The sequence below is a fragment of the Streptomyces sp. NBC_01426 genome (assembly GCF_036231985.1).
GTDB lineage: Bacteria > Actinomycetota > Actinomycetes > Streptomycetales > Streptomycetaceae > Streptomyces.
Genome location: NZ_CP109500.1, coordinates 1,232,784 through 1,250,625, shown reverse-complemented (window position 1 = coordinate 1,250,625; position 17,842 = coordinate 1,232,784). Strand labels below are relative to the sequence as shown.

Here is a 17,842-nt window from a genome sequence, read left to right as displayed (position 1 = left end):
TCCCCCGGAGAGGCTTCGCCATGTCGCGCTCGCGCACCGTTCTGCGCTCCCTCATACCCCTCGCGCTGTTGGCGCCCCTGGCCGCCTGCGGGGGTTCGCCGGGCGGGAACGGGTCGGACGCGGGCGCCACCGCGGCCGCCGGGAAGGCGCCCGGGTTCCCGTACACCGTCACCAACTGTGGTGTCAGCACCACCTACCAGGCTCCGCCCCGTCGCGCGGTCACCATGAACCAGCACGTCACCGAGATCATGCTGGCTTTGGGGCTGGAGGAGAAGCTCGTCGGCACCGCCTACCTGGACGACGCGATCCTGCCTGCCTACCGACCCGCCTACGACAAGATCAAGGTGCTGGCCGAGGAGTACCCCTCCAAGGAGGTGCTCCTCAACGCCAACCCCGACTTCGTGTACGGCGGCTATTCCAGCGCCTTCGACAAGGCGCAGGGACGTGACCGCCGGGGACTGGCCGCGTCCGGCATCAACTCACGGCTCAGCGTGGAGTACTGCGGCACCGGTCCGGTGAGACTGGAGCAGCTCAAGACCGAGATCACCGAAGTGGCACGCACCTTCGGCGTGCCGGAGCGCGGTGCCGCGCTCATCGAGGACCAGCAGCGGCGCATCGCCGCCGTCACCGCACGGGTCAAGGACAAGCCCAGGCCGAGCGTCTTCGCCTACGACTCGGGCGAGGCCTCCGCCTCGACCTCGGGGGGCGCCGGCATCGGCAACGAGATCGTCTCCCTCGCCGGCGGGACGAACGTGTTCGCCGACCTCGACGACACCTTCGGTGACGTCTCCTGGGAGAAGGTCATCGAACGCAAGCCCGACGTCATCCTGATCTACGACTACGCGGGCACCACGGTCGAGGCCAAGAAGCAGCGCCTGTTGAACGACCCGGCTCTCGCGCAGGTTCCCGCGATCAAGAACAAGCGGTTCGTGGTGCTCCCGCTGTCCACGGCCGTCCTCGGCGTGCGCGTCGCCGACGCCACCGAGTCCCTGGGGCGCCAACTGCACCCCGACGCCGCGTGAGCCGGCGCCGCACCCCGGTCGTCCTCGTCCTGCTCGCCGCCGCCCTGGTCGCCTCCGCCGTCGCGGGCCTCGCGCTGGGCGCGGTACGCATGGCCCCCGGCCAGGTGATCGACGTCCTTCTCGCCGGACCCGAGCCCGGACCCGGCGCCGGCGCGGCCGGCGCCATCGTGTGGGACGTACGGATGCCCCGCCTCCTGCTCGGCGCGGTCGTCGGCGCCGGGCTCGCCGTGGCCGGAACCGTGTTGCAGGCCCTCGTACGCAACCAACTCGCCGACCCCTTCCTCCTCGGCGCCTCCTCCGGCGCGTCGGCGGGAGCCGTACTGGTCATCGTCCTGGGCGCCGGAGCCCTCGACTTCGCGGGCGGGGCGGCGGTGCCGGTCGCCGCGTTCGCGGGATCCATGGGCGCGCTCGTCGCCGTCTACGCGATGGCCCGGCGCGGCGGCACCATGACCACCGGCCGGCTGATCCTGGCCGGGGTCGCCGTCCAATACGTGTTGTCCGCCCTCACCAGCCTGGTCCTGGTGCTGGCCGCGCACCCCGATCAGATCCGTACCGTCCTCTTCTGGACCCTCGGCGGCCTCGGCGGTGCCCGCTGGGACGAACTGGCCCTGCCCTCGATCGCACTGCTCCTCGGTACCGGCCTGCTGCTCGCCCTCGCACGCCCCCTGGACCTGCTGCTCGCGGGGGAGGAGGGCGCGCACACCCTCGGACTCGACACCGCGCGGTTCCGGGCGGCGGTCTTCGTCCTCGCCTCGCTCGTCATCGGTGTGCTGGTCGCCTACAGCGGCGCCATCGGTTTCGTCGGCCTGATGGTGCCGCACGCCGCCCGCATGGTGGTGGGCGCCGGACACCGGGCGCTGCTGCCGGTGGCCGCGCTGGGCGGCGCCGTGTTCCTGACCCTGGCGGACCTGGTCGCGCGGACCGCGGCGGCGCCCGAGGAGATACCGGTCGGCGTGGTCACCGCGCTGGTCGGCGGGCCGTTCTTCCTGTGGATGCTCCGCAGAGCCACTCGGACCGAGGGGGTGGCCGGATGAACCCGCCGGCAGGACACCCGGCCGAACTCGGCGTCGAGGACGTGGGCTACGAGGTCGACGGCCGTGCCCTGCTGCACGGAGTCGACCTCACCGCCCGACCCGGCGAGACCGTCGGCGTGGTCGGCCCCAACGGCAGCGGCAAGACCACCCTGCTGCGCTGCGTGTACGGCACCCTGCGGCCCACCTCCGGCCGGGTGCTGCTGGACGGCGCCGACGCGGCGTCCATGGGCGTCAAGGACCGGGCCCGACGGGTGGCGGTGGTGCCACAGGACGCCTCCGGAACGTTCGGGTTGACGGTCCGCGAGGTCGTCGCCATGGGCCGTAGCCCCCACAAGCGGTTCTGGGAGCAGGACGGCCCCGACGACGCCCGACGCGTCGCCGAGGCCCTGGAGACCGTCGGAGCGGCCGGCTTCGCCGCACGCCGGTTCGACGAACTCTCCGGCGGCGAACGCCAACGCGCCCTGGTGGCCCGCGCGCTCGTCCAGGACCCTGGCCTGCTGGCCCTCGACGAACCGACCAACCATCTGGACATCCGCTACCAGCTGGAGATCCTGACCTTGGTCCGCGCCCTGCCGGCGACCGGCCTGCTCGTCCTGCACGACCTCAACCTGGCGGCGTCCTTCTGTGACCGGCTGTACGTGCTGGCGGCCGGCCGGGTGGTCGCCTCGGGAACCCCCGGCGAGGTGCTCACCGAGGAGCTGCTGGCGCAGGTGTACGGGGTGCGCACCCGGGTCGGCCCGCACCCGACGACGGGCGGCCCGAGCATCCAGTACCTGCCGCCGGACGTACGACGGACGGTCGGCTGACGGTCGCCGACGACAGGCACTGCCGGTCGGGGGCTGTTGCCTGCCGGTCGGGGGATGCCGGTCGCCGGTCGCCCGTCCACGGGCGTGGGTCGAGGGGCGTGAGGCGTGGGGGTCACCCGGCCGGTCTGTGCTGCCCGGCCGGGTCACCGACCCTCCCGGGCTCAGCCTTGGAAGCCGTACGGGCGGGTGATCAGTTCCAACCAGTGCCCGGACGGGTCGGGGAAGTAGATGCCGCTGCCCCCGTCGTTGTGGTTGATCTCGCCCGGGTGCCTGCGGTGCGGATCGGCGTAGTACTCGGTTCCCGCCGCCTTGATCTTCTCGTAGGCCGCGTCGAACACGTCCTGGGAGACGAGGAACGCGTAGTGCTGGGGAGTGATGGACTCGCCGGGGGCGGCGGTGGCGAAGTCGAGGGTGACGCCGTTTCCGGTCTCGACGGGAATGAAGGGACCCCACTCGGTCCCGACCTCCAGGCCGAGGATGTCGGCGAGGTACTCCGCAGACCGCCGGTTGTCACGGCTGTGGACGATCGTGTGGTTCAGCTGTACTGACATGGGTGGATGCCTCCGAAAGGCACGTCACGGCGCCTCCATGCCTCACCCGGTCGGTGACCGACACGCGATGCCGTCCGCACGAGCCTAAGCACACCGATCGTGCCGGGTCCATCGATATTCGGTCGAATGAGGTCCCGGCTGAGGTCCCGGGGGGTGGGGTGCCCGGCGTACGAGGTGCCCGGGGGATGGAGTGCCCGGCGTACGGGGTGCCCGGGGGAGCCGGCACCGCCGAGCACGGTTGGGCGAACGGCGTGGCCGTGCGGGTGAGGTGCCCGGCCGGTGAGGTGCCGTGCGGGTGAGGTGCCTGAGACTGAGGTGCCGGTGAGGCGAGGTGTCCGATGACGAGGTTCCCGCCGCCGAGGTGCCGGCGTTGCCGTCGAACGACCAGGTCAGGAACGCCCGTACACCGAATCGGCGTTGTCCCGCGCGGGATGCGTCCGGCCCGCCGGGCCCGCCGCGAAGACCCGCAGCAGGTTCTCCGTCACCCGGGTGGTCAGCGCCCCGGAACGCGCGTCCAGACCGTGGTTGCCGCCGCCGCGCCCGTCGCCCTTCGCGTCGAGTGCCTCGACCCAGCGCATCGTTCCCGTCGCGAACACCCCGGCGCCGCTCGCCACGGTGTAATAGGCCGTGTCCTGATGGCTGGGCCTGCCCTCACAGACCACGGGGGAGTGGGCGATGATCTCGATCGGGCGGGGTGTCGGGAAGCCGGTGTTCACCTTGTCGTACTCGACCCCGACCAGGTGCGCGAACCCGTCACCGGCCTTCACCCCCGTGCCCTCGAACAGCCAGTGCCCGGGCTGTGTCACCACATAGGGGGCGTCCACCGGATAGCCGTCGTAGATGACACCGAGCAGGGAACTCTCCGGGTCGGCGGCGGGGGCCGAGCGGAAGTCGACCGTCGCGGGGTGACCCCGTTTGACCCCCGGGTCCTGGGCGTAGGACGACTTGTAGCAGACCACCGTGCGGTCCGGCCCCAGGTCGGACGGCTCCAAGCGGATCCGGCGGTAGCAGCAGTTCGCGCCCAGGATCGCGATGTTGGTGCCGGCGTCCCTGGCCGCGGTGACGTGCGCCCGCTGCTCCGGGGACCAGTACTCGTCGTGTCCCAGCGAGAGCACGGCGGCCGCCCCCTCCAGCAGCCGCTTCTCCCGTGCCACATCCGTGGTGGTCGTGTACGCGAGCGGTATGCCGAGCCGCTCGGCGAGGGCGATCAGCGGTGCCTCGTACACCAGGAACAGGCCCGCCCCGTCGTCGTACTCGTACGGCCGGTCGAAGGTCACGGCGAGCGAACGCGAGGCGTAGCCGCCGGTCGGTCCGTCGTAGCTGCCGTAGCCACCCCACCTGTTGTACGCCTGCCAGGTCGCCACCGCGTTCACGATGACGGTCCGCCCCTTCGTGGACGCCGAGCGGACGGTGAGCGGAACGAAACGCTGCCCCTCGGGGCCCTGCGCGTCGAGCCGCAGCAGGTAGCAACCCTCGGGCCAGCCACCGGTGTCGACCGTGGTGGTACGGGACCACCGGGTGCGGACCATCCTGGTTCCCGCATCCACCGTGTGCTCGGGCTGCCGAACCCCGGGCAGTGCCTGCGACCGCCACACCAGCCGGGCCCGCGCGCCGCCGTACCACCCCATGCGGTACGCGGAGACCGTGAACCGGGTCGCCGCGGTGGACACGTGCAGCCCGAACGACTCACCGGGCAGGACGCTGACCCGGTCGGCGAACCCCTCGATGGCGCGGGCCGACCCCGCCTTGGTCACGTGCCAGTCGGCGTTCCCGGGACGTGCGTTCTCGGCCTTGACGTCGAACACCCCGGATCCGGGCCCGGGAGAGGAGCCCGACGCGTTCGGCGACCCCGACGGGGAGCCCCCCGACTTCGAATCTCCGCCCGCACCGTCCCCCTTGGCGTCGCCACCACCGCTCGCGCAACCGGCAGCGGCACCGATCCCGACGGCCGTGGCCGCTCCCGTCGCCGCGATCGCGATGAACCGCCGCCTGCCCCCTGAACCGGTCCCCCCGGCCCCCTGCTCCTGATCCATGAAGGGCACGCTATGTCACGCTCTACCCCCGCCTTTCGTCGGGTTGTCCGTCGGGTTGTACGTCGTCCGCCGGCCGTGGGCCACGCCCGCCAGCCCGGTCTCACCCCAACCGCACCACCACCTCCTGACCGGCCCCCTCCGCCCCGGTCAGGTCCCCGAATCCGATCCGCAGGCGGGCCCCCGTGGTCGCCGTCAGCACGCTCGACGGTCGGGACAGCACCGAGGCGACGGGCCGGTCCCACACCAGGGTCAGCGAGGCCGGTGCCCGACGCGGGTCCGCCACGCAGATCGTGGCCGTGCCGTCGGTTCTCTCCCGCACCGTGACCGAACAGGGCGCACTCGCCGACAAGGCCCCCGCCGATCCGGCCTGCCAGAAGTTGACCCCGGTGAAGCCCAGGGCGGCGCATGAAATGCCCTGCGCCGTATCTGTGTTGGCGAGCACGCGGACATGGTCGGGGTCGGCTGCCCGGGCCGCGGTCCCGGCCGCCGATGCTCCGGGGAGGATCTGGTGGACGTATCCGGAGGCCGTCGGATCGACCCCGTGGTCGTACCAGAGGGTCAGGTGACGCCGGGTCAACGGGGTCGTGGAGCCGCCCCGGTTGATGTCGCTCCACCGACCGGTACGCGCCTCCCGCAAGGCCTTGAACCCACCGGGCCCCGACATGACGTAGCCCCCGAAGCCCGCCAGGTGCGCCCAGCCCGGGGAGGGGAAGGACGCCGACCAGCCGAGTCCGGCCGGCTGGACCCTGCCGCCGACGGTCAGGGCGTGCGTGCCGGCGGCGCCCAGATTGCGGTTGTCGATGATCGTCTCGACCGGTACGCCGTCCGTCGCCCGGATCCCCGCTCCCAGGCAGACGATCGTGTCCGCCAGGAAGAACCAGGACGTGAGGGCCGTCAAAGTGCTCCCCAGACCCCGCAGGTGTTGTCCCACCGAGGCGAACTCTCCGTCCGTGGTCCCGCCCACCCACGTCGCCTCCGGCCGGGAAGCTCCCCAGTCGCCTCCCGCACCGTCCGAGAGGACCTTTCGCGCGACCGTGATGCCCGGCAGCCGGTACGGATCCACCGTGGGCCAGAACGCGTCGGTGTACTGACCGTTGCCGTAGGTGGAGCCCCACCAGGCGAGCATCCCGCTCCCGGTGTGCCAGCCGTGCAGGTTCTCGCCGTTGCCCGTCTCGTAGTGGGCGATCCGGCGGGAAGCCAGGGAGAGGGAGGCGGCCCAGCCCGGCCGCCGGTGCGTGGCCCGGTCCATCGAGGCGAACAGCCGGTGCCCGACCGGCTCGGGGAGCGGCGCCACCGAGGCATCGGCCACCACCTCCGCCAGTCTGGCCAGGGCGGACAGGCCGAGCGTGCGATCGTCGAGAACGGGGCTGTACCGGTCCCGGAGTGCCCATCCCTTGACCAGTGCCCGCCACCGGGCCCGCCGAGCCTCGCTCGCGCCCTCGGCCAGGACCAGGATCCCGGCCAGTACCGCATGTCCCCGCGTGTGGTCGTCCTGTTGGACCTGCCGGGGGTCTCCCGCGGTCAGGCCGCGACTGATCGCCCGTCCGGAGACCGAGTCCATGATCAAACCGTTGAACAGGAACGGCGCCCAGGCCCGCTCGACGGCGCCGAGGACGATCTCCGCGCCGGGATCGGTCACCTGCCACGGAGTCCCGCGCAACAAGGCGAACAGCATGCCGAGTCCACCGAGCAACACCGCCCCGTACGTCCCCGTGTACGGAACCCAGGTGTGCTGGACGAAGGACCCGTCCCGGTACAGCCCGTCGCCCGTCGAGACGTACGGGAACACCGGCGCGAGCGCGTCCCGGGCCAGGCCGATCTTCGCGGAATCCGCGCCGAGCACCCCGCTCAACGCCAGCACCCGACACAGATCGACGCGGTTGGCACCCGTGCTGGTGCCGGAGTACGAGGCGACCGCCGAATCCGGCACGAAGTGGTCCACGGCCGCGCGGAACGCGGTGAGCCGCGCCGGGCCCAGGTCCGCGTACAGCAGGACGCAGAGGTCGAGCAGCGCCTGCGGGGCGCCGATCTGCCAGCAGTACCAGTTCCCGTATCTGGCCTGGCCCGCGTGGTAGACCCGCGTGTGCAGGTGATCGAGCCCGGTGAGCAGAGCGGACAGCAACGCCGCGTCCCCGGTGCGCCCGGTTCCGGGCCGGACGTAGGCCTCGGCCATCGTCCGCAGCCGGTAGTAGCTCTGCATCATCAGCTCGGGGTCGGTGGTGAAACCCAACTCCGGCCAGAGCGAACCGGGCGCCGGCGCCATGGTCGCGCGCCAGGCGTCCGCCTGCGCCCCGAGCTCCAGCAGTCTCGAACGGAACGGCTCGGCCCCGGCCGAGAACCCGCCACCGAGGTAGAGGCCACGCCAGACGGCCCGCATGGCCTCGTGCACCTCCTCCGCCGACTCGGCGCCCGCCGGTACGCCCAGTGCCCAGGCGCCCCCACCGGCGGCGGAGAGGAAGGCGCGCCGACTCCACATCGCTATCATCGCATGCTCCTTGTCTGATCCGTACCTGACCCATCCGATCGATCGCACCGGTCCGTCTGTTCCGGGCCTCACCTCACTCGACGTGTTCGCGGTAGCGCTCGATGACCTCCCGCAGCACCTCGGAGCCCTCACGGGCCCACAACCCCGGCTGGAAGATCTCCACCTCGATCGGTCCGCGGTACCCCACCCCGTCCGCCAACTCGCGGAACGCCCGCAGATCGACGCACCCGTCACCCAACTGCCCCCGCCCGCAGAGCACCCCTTCGGGCAGCGGAGTCACCCAGTCGGCCACCTGCACAGACACGATCCGCCCGGACTCGCCCGCCCGACGCAACTCGGCCGGCAGTCGCTCGTCCCACCACAGGTGATAGGCGTCCGCCACCACCCCGACCCGCTCCGACGGAAACTGCTCGGCGATGTCCAAGGCCTGACCCAGCGTGGACACCACGCACCGATCCGACGCGAACATCGGATGCAGCGGCTCGATTCCCAGGCGCACCCCGTGCCCCGCCGCCCACGGTGCGAGTTCACCCAGAATGTCGACGATCCTGCTGCGCGCCCCCGGCAGGTCACGGTCACCCGCCGGCAGGCCACCCGACACCAGGACCAGGGTCTGCGCACCCAACTCGGCCGCCTCCTCCACGGCCCGCCGGTTGTCCTCCAGCGCCGCCGCCCGTCCCGCGGGGTCGGCGGCCGTGAAGAATCCGCCGCGACACAGCGAGCTGACCCGCAGCCCCGCCCCGGCGACCAGCTTCGCGCTCTCCCGGACCCCGAACCGCCGCACGGGATCCCGCCACAGCCCCACCGCGCCCACCCCGGCCGCCGTGCACCCCGCCACCAGCTCCGGCAGCGACCACTGACGGATCGTCTCCTGGTTGAGGCTGAACCGGACGGGCGCCGGCGCCCGGCTCACGACGCCACCCCGTGCACCGCGAGCAAGTGCCGCATCCGGTCCGCGGCCAGTTCGGGATCGGGGAACAGACCCAGCAGGTCCGCTCTCTCGTAGGCCGTGGCGAGGTGGGGGAGCGAGCGGGCCGACTGGAGGCCACCGACCATCGTGAAGTGTTCCTGGTACCCCGCCAGCCAGGCCAACAGCACCACCCCCGTCTTGTAATGCCGTGTCGGCGGGGAGAACAGGTGACGCGCCAGCGGAACCGTCGGATCCAGCAACTCCCGGAAGCCCTCGGCGTCGCCTCGATCGAGCGCGAGCGCCGCCCGCGCCGCGATCGGAGCGAGGGGATCGAAGACCCCCAGCAGCGCGTCGCCGGTCCGCACCCCGTCCCCGGCGATCAGTTCCGGATAGTGGTGGTCGTCTCCGGTGTAGCAGCGCACCCCGGCGGGCAGTCGGCGCCGGATGGCGACCTCCTGTCCGGCGTCCAGCAGCGAGACCTTGATCCCGTCCACTTTCTCCGGACACTCCGAGATGATCTTCAGTAGGATCTCCGCCGCCTCGTCCGTGTCGTCGTGGCCCCAGTAGCCGGCCAGTGCGGGATCGAACATCGGCCCCAGCCAGTGCAGGACCACCGGCCCGGCACTCTGACGCAGCAGGCCTCCATATACCTCCAGGTAGTCCTCCGGACCGGCCGCCGCCCGTGCCAGTGCGCGGGACGCCATCAGGACCGGCCGCGCCCCGCAGGCCTCGATGTGCGCCAACTGTTCCTCGTACGCCGCGGTGATCGCCGCCAGGGAATGGGCCCCTTCCGGGGACAACTGGTCCGTGCCCGCGCCGCACAGGATCCGGCCCCCTGCCGTCCGGGCCTCGGCGGCGGAGCGGCGGATCAGTTCCGCGGCCGCCGGCCAGTCCAGCCCCGCCCCGCGCTGCGCGGTGTCCATGGCCTCCGCGACCCCGAGCCCCTGCGACCACAGCCGGCGGCGGAAGGCCAAGGTGGCGTCCCAGTCGACCACCGGACCGGACTCGGCCGACGCGGCCAGTGGATCGGCGACCACATGGGCCGCCGCGTAGAACACCCTGCTGTGGGCCGGCTCGGAGACCAGCGGTGCGAGCGGGACGGTGTCGGGGCGGTGGAGGCGGATACCGCCGTCCGCGCACGGGAGCCGAAGGACGTTCACAGGGTCACCTCCGGCACCGGCAGCCGCCGGCCCTCCACGGCGGAGGCGCTGCCGAGCTCGGCGAGTTGCACGCCGCGGGCCCCGGCCAACAGGTCCCAACGCCACGGCTCGTCCCGCACCACATGGCGCAGGAATAGCTCCCATTGGGCCTTGAAGCCGTTGTCCGCGGGACTGTTGTCGGCGACTTCCTGCCACTGGGCACGGAAGTCCCCCGTCTCCGCCAGATCCGGATTCCACACCGGCTTGGGCGTCGCGGCACGGTGCTGGATCCGACACCCGCGCAGGCCCGCGACCGCCGAGCCGTGTGTCCCGTCCACCTGGAACTCCACCAGCTCGTCACGGTGGACCCGGACGGCCCAGGAGGAGTTGATCTGAGCCACCGCGCCGCCCTCCAGCTCGAAGATCCCGTACGCCGCGTCGTCCGCCGTGGCCTCGTACGGCTTGCCCTCCTCGTCCCAGCGACGTCCGATGTGCGTGCGGGTGAGGGCCTGAACAGTCTCGACCCGACCGAACAACTCGTGCAGCAGGTAGTCCCAATGGGGAAACATGTCGCCGACGATGCCGCCCCCGTCCTGTGTGCGGTAGTTCCAGGACGGGCGTTGGGCCGGCTGCCAGTCGCCCTCGAACACCCAGTAGCCGAACTCGCCCCGCACCGAGAGGATCTCCCCGAAGAAGCCGCCCTCGATGAGCCGCTTCAGCTTCAGCAGGCCCGGGAGGAACAGCTTGTCCTGCACCACCCCGTGCTTGACGCCGGCCGCCGAAGCCAACCGGGCCAGTTCCAGGGAGGACGCGTAGGTGAGTGCGGTCGGCTTCTCGCAGTACACGTGCTTGCCGGCCACGATGGCCTGCCGGACCGCCGCCTCGCGGGCGGCGGTCACCTGCGCGTCGAAGTAGATCTCCACTTCGGGATCGGCGAGCACGGCCGCCAGGTCGGTGCTGACGTGCTCCAGGCCGTGCCGGTCGGCGATGGCCCGCAGCGCGGCTTCCCGGCGTCCGACCAGGACCGGCTCCGGCCACAGCACCGTGCCGTCCCCGAGGTCCAGCCCGCCCTGTTCACGCAGGGCGAGCAGGGAGCGGACGAGATGTTGGCGGTATCCCATCCGCCCGGTCACGCCGTTCATGGCGATCTTGATCGTCCTGCGCGGGATCGCGTGGTCCATGGTTCCCTCCTCCGTTGTGGATGTGCTCCTGCTGGGAAAGGTGAGGGAGAGCGCCGATAGAAAGCGCTTTCACTGCATTCAGGCTAGGGCTGCAAGTCGCTTCGCAGCAAGACTCTTTCGAGTGATAGAAAGCGCTTGCTGAATCCGGCAGTATGGAGATCCACACGACGGACGGGGCGTCGGCCCGGGGCCGGAGCCCGAAGCAGAGGGAGGTGTACGACATGGCGGTGACTCTCGCCGAGGTCGCGGCACACGCGGGTGTATCGCCCGCCACGGTCTCGCGCGTACTGAACGGCGGATACCCGGTGGCCGGCGGCACCCGGACACGGGTGGAACAGGCCGTCGAAGACCTGGGATACGTCGCCAACGGGCCCGCCCGGGCGCTTGCGGCGGCCACCTCCGACCTCGTCGGGGTCCTCGTCCACGATGTCGCCGACAGCTTCTTCGGGATCCTCGCCGGATCCCTGCAAGGCGCCCTCGCCCCCACCGGCGAAGGCGCCCGCCGGCTCGCCGTCGTGTGCAACACCGAGGGCGCACCCGAGGCCGAACTCGCCTACCTCGCCCTCCTGGAAGGACAGCGCGCCGGCGGGGTCGTCCTCACCGGCGGCGCGGTCGAGGAACCTGAACACACCTCCGCACTCACCGCCCGGCTCACCAGGATGGCCGCCGCCGGCGCCCCGGTGGTGTTGTGCGGGCGGCCACCACTGCCGCTCGCCCCCGGGCTCCCCGTCGCCACCGTCATGTTCGACGACCACGGCGGCGCGTTCCGGCTCGCCGAACACCTGCTGACCCTCGGCCACCGGCGCATCGCCTACGTGGCCGGCCCGCCCGGGCGGAGCACCACCCGCGAGCGGCTCACCGGGCACCGTGAGGCCCTGCGAAGACACGACCCCACCCTGCCCGAGACCTGCGCACCCCTCACCGTGCACGCCGGTTTCGAGCGCTCCGCCGGCTATGACGCCACCCGCGAACTGCTCCGCCGAGGCGAGTCGTTCACCGCCGTCGCCGCGGCCAACGACACCGTCGCCGCCGGCGTCGTCGCCGCACTCAAGGAAGCGGGGCTGCGAATCCCCGAGGACGTCTCCGTGGCCGGGTTCGACGACCTGCCGTTCTGCGTGGACACGGCGCCCGCGCTCACCACGGTCCGGCTGCCGCTGCGCGAGGCGGGCGTGCTCGCCGCCCACCTCGTCACCGGACGCCGAGCCCTGCCACCCGGGGGCATCACCACCCTGCCCGCCGAGCTCATGGTCCGAGGCTCCACCGCCCCACCACCGCCAGAAGGGAGCCGTCCGTGAAGTACGCCTTCTCCACGCTCGGCCTGCCCGGTACCCCGCTGGACAGGAGCGCCACACTCGCCGCCGCCCACGGGTACGACGGACTCGAACTGCGCGCCCACCCCGAGGAGCCCCTGCATCCCGGCACACCCGCCGGTGACCGGATCGAGGCCCTGCGCACCGTCACCGCCGCCGGTGTCACCGTCCTCGCCGTCGCGGGCTACGCCAAGGTGGCCGCAAGGGGTGAGGACGCCCCGGTCCTCGCCGAGCTGAGGTCGCTGGTCCGGCTCGCCGCCGACGTCGAAGCCCCGTATGTGCGGGTCTTCCCCGGAGGGGGTGACCTGCCCGAACCGGAGGCCGACGCCAACGCCGTCCGCCGGCTGCTGAGCGTCGCTCCGTTCGCCGAGCGGCACGGCATCCGGATCCTCCTGGAGACCCACGACTCGCACCGCACCGCGGCCGCCGTCGCCGGGGTGCTGGACCGGGTGGCACAGCCGGGCGCGGGAGCGCTGTGGGACGTGCTCCACACCTGGCTGGGCGGTGAGCGGCCGGCCCAGTCGCGCCGAAGCCTGGGCGGGCACCTGGGATACCTCCAAGTGAAGGACGTCGCATCGGCGGAGGATCTCACCCCGCTCGGGCTGGGAGCCGGGGTGCTGCCGCTGGCAGAAGCCGTCGCCTGCGCACCGCCCGATGGCTGGCTGTGTTGGGAGTACGAGAGACGCTGGTACCCGGGGGCGGCCGAGTTCGCGGGGCAGCTCGCCCAGGGGCGCGCCCACCTGGGGCGCCTGGTTGCCCACGGCGCTCACGCCGAGTAGGCGAGGCGGGTCGGATCGACGGCGTGGCGGAAGCCGAGCCTGCGGGCGTACCGCTCCAACTCCTCGACGGCGGTGACCGCCAGCCGGTCCAGCTCCCCGCCCAGGGAACCTGCGACATGGGGAGTGAGCAGCACGTTCGGCAAATTGAACAGGGGAGAGGAGGCAGGCAGCACCTCGGGGTCGGTGTGGTCGAGGACGGCGTGCAGTCGCCCGGCGACCAGTTCCTCGGTGAGCGCCGCGGTGTCCACGAGGGAGCCCCGCGCGGTGTTGACGAGGGTCGCGCCGTCGGGCATCAGGGCCAGCCGGGAGGCGTCCAGCAGATGGTGCGTCCGGGGCAGGGCCGGCGCGTGCAGGCTCACCACGTCACTGCGGCGCAGCAGGGTGTCCAGTGCGCAGGTCTCGGCGCCGAGGGCCGCGAGTTCGACGGGATCGGCGTAGGGGTCGTGAACGAGCACCTGGAGGTCGAAGGGGCGCAGCAGCTCCAGCACGCGCCGGCCGATGAGGGATGCCCCGACGATGCCGACGGTGCGACGGTAGTTGCCGACGGTGGGGTAGCGGCGCAACAGGTCGATGGGTGCCCGGGTGGCACGGTAGGCGTGCGCGGATTCCAGCACTCGCTTGTTGGTGAACAGGATCGCGGCCAGCGTGTACTCGGCCACCGGCACCGCGTTGGCGGCGGCGGCGCTGGAGACGAGCAGGCCACGTTCCCAGCAGGCCTCGGTGACATGGTGTTTGACGCTCCCGGCGGCATGGACGACGGCTCGCAGCCGCGGCATCCGTTCCAGCGCGTCCGCGTCGAGGACGGGACAGCCCCAACCGGTGAACAGCACCTCCACCTCGTCGAGACGCCGGTGCAACCCGGGATCCACGTGGGCGAAATCAGTGAGGAGGACCTCGGGGTCGATGTCCGCGACCCGGACGAGTTCGGGCAGAACACGGCCGCTGAGGACGGCGGCCCGGGTGCCGGGGCTCATGGCGAGCACCGTCGAGGGACGGGAGGGTGAGAGGGGGGTATGGGTCACTTGACGGCTCCTGCGGTGAGACCCGAGCGCCAGAAACGCTGGAGGCCGAGAAAGGCCAGCACGAGCGGTATGACGGCGACGAGTGAACCGGTGATCACCAGGGGATACAGCTCGGGCTGCTGGTAGACGCTGCGGTTCCACATGAACAGGCCCAGACTCACGGGGTAGAGCCGTTCGTCATTCAGCATGGTCAGCGCGCCGTAGAAGTTGTTCCAGATCGCCGTGAAGGTGAACAGGAAGATCGTCACAAAGCCGGGCCACAGCATCGGGAACGACACGTGGGTGAAGACCCGCAGTTCACCCGCGCCGTCGACGCGGGCGGCGGCCAGCACCTCGTCGGGCACGTAGCCCTCGGCGAAGACCCGGGCCAGGTAGACGCCGAAGGGATTGACGAGGGCGGGTACCAGGTAGGCCCAGTACGTGTTCACCGCGCCGGCGGCCGAGGCCATCAGGTAGAGCGGGAGTTGGAGCACGGTGGCCGGGACCAGGACACCGGCCAGGACGACGCCGAAGAGCTTCTCCTTGTGCCGGAAGGAGTAGGCGTGGAAGGCATGGCCGCAGGCCACGCTGATCAGAGCGGAGAGAGTGGAGCCGACCAGGGTGTAGAGGAGGCTGTTGCCGAGCCACCGGCCGAAGATCCCGTCGTCGTGGGTGAAGACCTGACCCAGATTGGCGAGGAAGTGGAACTCGCCGAAGGCGAACGGCTCGGTGGCGAAGAGGTCCCGACGGTTCTTGGTCGCGGCCAGCACCAGCCAGACGAGGGGCATCAGGGTGTAGGCGGCGACGAGGAGAAGAACCGCGTTGACTGCGGTGCGCGAGAGAGCGGTCCGTGAGAGGGCGGCGCGGGGGAGGGAAGAGCGGTCGCCCGGGGGGCGCCCGACCGCTCGGCGGGAACCGGTGGCGTGCCGGTCGGGGGTGAGGGGGATGGTCATGCGGACCTCCAACGGTTGCCGAGCCTCGTCACCACGAAGGAGGCCGCGCCGGCCACCAGGGCGAGCAGCAGGGCGCTCGCGGCCGCGAGTCCGTAGTCGTGGCCCTTGAACGCGGCGCTGAAGATGTACATGGTCGGCGACCAGGACTCGCCCATCTCGGTGGCGCGGAGTTGCAGCAACTGCGGGGCGTCGAAGAGTTGGACGGCGCCGACACAGGTGAAGAGCACGGTCAGCACGAGGGTGGGGCGGATGCTGGGCACCTTGACCTGGAAGGCGATGCGGACGGCGCCGGCTCCGTCCATGGTGGCGGCCTCCAGCGTCTCCCGGGGGATCGCCTGGAGTCCGGCAAAGAAGATGATCATGTTGTAGCCCGTCCACTGCCAGGCCGAGATGTTGACCACGGACAGCAGGGCCTCGTCGCGGCCGAAAAAGTTCCAGGAGAGGCCGACGGTGTCGAGGGCGTCGAGAACGGGACTGAGCCCGGGTGTGTAGAGGTAGAGCCAGATCATCGCCGAGATGAGCCCGGGTACGGCGTGCGGCAGGTAGAACGCGATCTGGAAGAAGCGCCTGGCGCGGGCGAGTGCGGAGTCGAGGAGCAGGGCGAGGAGCAGGGCGCCGCCGACCATGAGGGGGATGTAGAGCAGGCAGTAGACGGCGACGTTGCGGAAGGAGGCGAGGAAGAGGGGGTCGGTGAGGGCCTCCGCGTAGTTGCCGAGCCCGCTGAAGACCCGCCGGGTACCGCCGAATCCGAGGCCGGACTGCTCGTTGCGGAAGAGGCTCAACCAGGCGGCGTAGCAGACGGGTGCGACGGTGACGAGGGCGAACAGCGCGAAGAAGGGGGCCATGAAGAGGGATGCGGCCCACCGCCCGGTGCGTGGGAGCCTGCCGGGCCCGGCACCGGTGCGGGTGTGGGTGTGGGTGTGGGTCTGGCGGTGCGGTGTGGGAGGTGTCGAGGTGGCGGCAGTTCGGGCAGCTGCACCGGCGGAGACGGTTGCGGAAGGAAGGTCCTGCGGTGGCGCCGTGTCGGGAGAGGGGCGTAGATCCTGCGGCGAATGCCGAGCTGAACCCGGAGACGGATGTGGAGACGAGTCCGGTGGTGGCGAAGCGGCAGGGCGCTGCGTGTCCTCGCGGACCGGGGCCGGGGCCGGGGTCGGGGCGTTCGGTCGTGACGACGAATCCGCAGGGAGGGGTGTGTGGCGGCCGGGCATCAGTCGGCCAGGCCCAGGCCGCGGTCCTTGATCGCCTTCTCGGCGGCGGCCTGCCCTTCGGACAGCGCCTTCACGAGGTCTGGCCCGGCGGCGTTCTGCGCCGAGTTGACCTGGAGGTGCGTCGGGCCCCAGGTCCAGCCGGGCAGGATCGTCGCCGCCGCCTCGCCCGCCAGGACGTACGGGTTCTGTCCGTCGAAGTACGAGGCGTCGAACAGCCTGGCCGCCTCGGCCCGCATCTCCGGATTGGCCGGCAGCGCACTGCTCGGGGCCTTCAGCGAGCTGAGACGGGCCTTGATCGCCTCCGGCTCGGTGGTCACCCACGAGATGAACTCGGCAGCCGCCTTCGTCTGCTTGCTGCCCTTCGGGACGATGTACGAGGTGCCGCCGTACATCCCGGTCGCCGGCGTGCCGTCCCACGTGGGCAGCGGGGCCACGCCCCACTTGCCCTTGAGGTCCGGGTAGTTCGCGACGAGCGTGCCCGCTGTCCAGGCGGCGCCGACGATGGTCGCGACCTGCCCGGACGAGCGTTCCTTGGCCTCGCCCTCACCCCAGAGCGGGGTCTTCGACGCGAGTCCGGAACCCATCAGCCCGTTCCAGTACTCCGCCACCTTCTTCGAGGCGGGATCGTTGATGGCGACCTTCCACTTGTCGCCCTCGATCCCGTACCACTTCGCACCCGCCTGCCAGGCGAGGCCGGCGAGCACGGCGGGGTCGCCGCCGCCGAAGTTCGTGATCCGCACGGACGGATCGGCCCGGTTGATCTTCTCCGCAGCGGCCTTGTACGCGTCCCATGTCCTCGGCACGGGCACACCGTGCTTCTCGAAGATGTCCTTCCGGTAAAAGAGTTCGAGGGGCGTCACGTCGAACGGGACGGCCCAGGTCTTGCCGCCCAGCGTCACCAAGGACTGCACCGCCTCCGGGAACTTCTCCCCGACGAGCCTCCCGGAGGTCCCCGTAAGGTCCTCCAGATTGCCGCCGCTCGCGAACTCCGGCAGCGCGGAGTAGTCCATGGTGGCGATGTCGGGAGCGTTGCCACCCTTGACCGCGTTCGCCAGTTTCGCCGCGCCGTCCGGACCGCCGGGGATCGCCGAGAACGCGACCCGGATGTTCGGGTGCGTCTTGTTGAAGGCGTCGACCGTCTGCTGCGCACCCGCCGACGAGGACCAGTACGTGACGGTGACCGGTCGCTCCGCCGAACCGGGCCCTCCCGCCGAACCGGCCGCACGATCGGCCTGTCCGTCGTCGCCGCCACAGGCAGTGGCGAGCAGGGCCAGGGAGGCGATCGAGGCCGTGAGGGCCAGGCGGGGCAGACGCGGATCACGGCCACGAGGAGCGGCACGGCCGGACCGGGCAGGACGGTCCGAACCGTCAGGGCGAGCGGAACGGGCAGGGCGAAAGAAGCTGCGCGACATGATTCGGCTCCTACGGAC

15 protein-coding genes are annotated in these 17,842 nt (G+C 71.5%); 5 read left to right on the top strand and 10 right to left on the bottom strand.

Translation table 11 applies throughout. The annotated features are described in order from the left end of the window. Nucleotides 1-20 precede the first annotated feature (20 nt). From OG906_RS05590 to OG906_RS05580, 3 genes are read left to right on the top strand one after another with little or no spacing between them, the layout of a single operon-like run. The gene (locus tag OG906_RS05590; RefSeq protein WP_329440572.1) at nt 21-1,022 is read left to right on the top strand and encodes an ABC transporter substrate-binding protein; all 1,002 of its coding nucleotides are present in this window, start codon (nt 21-23) and stop codon (nt 1,020-1,022) included. After that, nucleotides 1,019-2,056 carry a FecCD family ABC transporter permease gene (locus OG906_RS05585; RefSeq protein ID WP_329440570.1) on the top strand — a complete coding sequence of 346 codons (1,038 nt, stop codon included), beginning with the start codon at nt 1,019-1,021 and terminating at the stop codon, nt 2,054-2,056. Before OG906_RS05590 ends, OG906_RS05585 begins: the two co-directional genes overlap by 4 nt. Continuing rightward, nucleotides 2,053-2,862 carry an ABC transporter ATP-binding protein gene (locus OG906_RS05580; RefSeq protein WP_329440569.1) on the top strand — a complete coding sequence of 270 codons (810 nt, stop codon included), beginning with the start codon at nt 2,053-2,055 and terminating at the stop codon, nt 2,860-2,862. The genes OG906_RS05585 and OG906_RS05580 overlap by 4 nt, the downstream gene beginning before the upstream one ends. A gap of 161 nt (nt 2,863-3,023) precedes the next feature. Here the strand turns inward: OG906_RS05580 and OG906_RS05575 are convergent, their stop codons facing one another. The 6 genes from OG906_RS05575 to OG906_RS05550 form a co-directional block, all read right to left on the bottom strand. Further along, entirely contained in the window at nt 3,024-3,413 is a 390-nt protein-coding gene (locus OG906_RS05575; RefSeq protein WP_267803020.1) for a VOC family protein, read from the bottom strand. A 389-nt stretch (nt 3,414-3,802) separates the two neighbouring features. Continuing rightward, nucleotides 3,803-5,218: a N,N-dimethylformamidase beta subunit family domain-containing protein gene (locus tag OG906_RS05570; RefSeq protein WP_329440566.1), complete on the bottom strand. Its 1,416-nt coding sequence runs from the start codon at nt 5,216-5,218 to the stop codon at nt 3,803-3,805. A 328-nt stretch (nt 5,219-5,546) separates the two neighbouring features. Further along, nucleotides 5,547-7,931 (bottom strand): polysaccharide lyase 8 family protein, encoded by a 2,385-nt coding sequence (locus OG906_RS05565; protein ID WP_329440564.1) that lies wholly within the window; start codon nt 7,929-7,931, stop codon nt 5,547-5,549. A gap of 73 nt (nt 7,932-8,004) precedes the next feature. Further along, a complete protein-coding gene (locus OG906_RS05560; protein ID WP_329440562.1) occupies nt 8,005-8,844 on the bottom strand; it encodes a sugar phosphate isomerase/epimerase family protein in 840 nt (279 codons plus the stop codon). Further along, complete coding sequence (locus OG906_RS05555; protein WP_329440560.1) at nt 8,841-10,001, bottom strand: dihydrodipicolinate synthase family protein; 1,161 nt, start codon at nt 9,999-10,001, stop codon at nt 8,841-8,843. The genes OG906_RS05560 and OG906_RS05555 overlap by 4 nt, the downstream gene beginning before the upstream one ends. Further along, nucleotides 9,998-11,161, bottom strand: coding sequence for a Gfo/Idh/MocA family protein (locus tag OG906_RS05550; protein ID WP_392897179.1), 1,164 nt, complete (start codon nt 11,159-11,161; stop codon nt 9,998-10,000). The genes OG906_RS05555 and OG906_RS05550 overlap by 4 nt, the downstream gene beginning before the upstream one ends. Before the next feature lie 221 nt (nt 11,162-11,382). Here OG906_RS05550 and OG906_RS05545 point away from each other — a divergent pair, with 221 nt between their 5' ends. Further along, complete coding sequence (locus tag OG906_RS05545; protein ID WP_329440558.1) at nt 11,383-12,456, top strand: LacI family DNA-binding transcriptional regulator; 1,074 nt, start codon at nt 11,383-11,385, stop codon at nt 12,454-12,456. Further along, nucleotides 12,453-13,250: a sugar phosphate isomerase/epimerase family protein gene (locus OG906_RS05540; protein ID WP_329440556.1), complete on the top strand. Its 798-nt coding sequence runs from the start codon at nt 12,453-12,455 to the stop codon at nt 13,248-13,250. The genes OG906_RS05545 and OG906_RS05540 overlap by 4 nt, the downstream gene beginning before the upstream one ends. Here the strand turns inward: OG906_RS05540 and OG906_RS05535 are convergent. From OG906_RS05535 to OG906_RS05520, 4 genes are all read right to left on the bottom strand, one after another. Beyond that, nucleotides 13,238-14,224, bottom strand: a complete 987-nt coding sequence (locus OG906_RS05535; protein ID WP_329447936.1) for a hydroxyacid dehydrogenase — start codon at nt 14,222-14,224, stop codon at nt 13,238-13,240. The genes OG906_RS05540 and OG906_RS05535 overlap by 13 nt on opposite strands. Nucleotides 14,225-14,268: 44 nt before the next feature. Next, nucleotides 14,269-15,204 (bottom strand): carbohydrate ABC transporter permease, encoded by a 936-nt coding sequence (locus OG906_RS05530; RefSeq protein WP_402303254.1) that lies wholly within the window; start codon nt 15,202-15,204, stop codon nt 14,269-14,271. Continuing rightward, nucleotides 15,201-16,049 (bottom strand): carbohydrate ABC transporter permease, encoded by an 849-nt coding sequence (locus OG906_RS05525; RefSeq protein ID WP_329440554.1) that lies wholly within the window; start codon nt 16,047-16,049, stop codon nt 15,201-15,203. The genes OG906_RS05530 and OG906_RS05525 overlap by 4 nt, the downstream gene beginning before the upstream one ends. A 362-nt stretch (nt 16,050-16,411) precedes the next feature. Next, nucleotides 16,412-17,824, bottom strand: a complete 1,413-nt coding sequence (locus OG906_RS05520; protein WP_329440552.1) for an ABC transporter substrate-binding protein — start codon at nt 17,822-17,824, stop codon at nt 16,412-16,414. Between the last annotated feature and the right edge of the window lie 18 nt (nt 17,825-17,842).

Bases quoted from the DNA above. Each gene is read 5' to 3' on its own strand.
- OG906_RS05535 (WP_329447936.1), bottom strand. From the start codon at position 14,224: ATGAGCCCCGGCACCCGGGCCGCCGTCCTCAGCGGCCGTGTTCTGCCC.
- OG906_RS05520 (WP_329440552.1), bottom strand. From the start codon at position 17,824: ATGTCGCGCAGCTTCTTTCGCCCTGCCCGTTCCGCTCGCCCTGACGGT.
- OG906_RS05545 (WP_329440558.1), top strand. From the start codon at position 11,383: ATGGCGGTGACTCTCGCCGAGGTCGCGGCACACGCGGGTGTATCGCCC.
- OG906_RS05530 (WP_402303254.1), bottom strand. From the start codon at position 15,204: ATGACCATCCCCCTCACCCCCGACCGGCACGCCACCGGTTCCCGCCGA.
- OG906_RS05575 (WP_267803020.1), bottom strand. From the start codon at position 3,413: ATGTCAGTACAGCTGAACCACACGATCGTCCACAGCCGTGACAACCGG.
- OG906_RS05525 (WP_329440554.1), bottom strand. From the start codon at position 16,049: ATGGCCCCCTTCTTCGCGCTGTTCGCCCTCGTCACCGTCGCACCCGTC.
- OG906_RS05550 (WP_392897179.1), bottom strand. From the start codon at position 11,161: ATGGACCACGCGATCCCGCGCAGGACGATCAAGATCGCCATGAACGGC.
- OG906_RS05590 (WP_329440572.1), top strand. From the start codon at position 21: ATGTCGCGCTCGCGCACCGTTCTGCGCTCCCTCATACCCCTCGCGCTG.
- OG906_RS05565 (WP_329440564.1), bottom strand. From the start codon at position 7,931: ATGATAGCGATGTGGAGTCGGCGCGCCTTCCTCTCCGCCGCCGGTGGG.
- OG906_RS05580 (WP_329440569.1), top strand. From the start codon at position 2,053: ATGAACCCGCCGGCAGGACACCCGGCCGAACTCGGCGTCGAGGACGTG.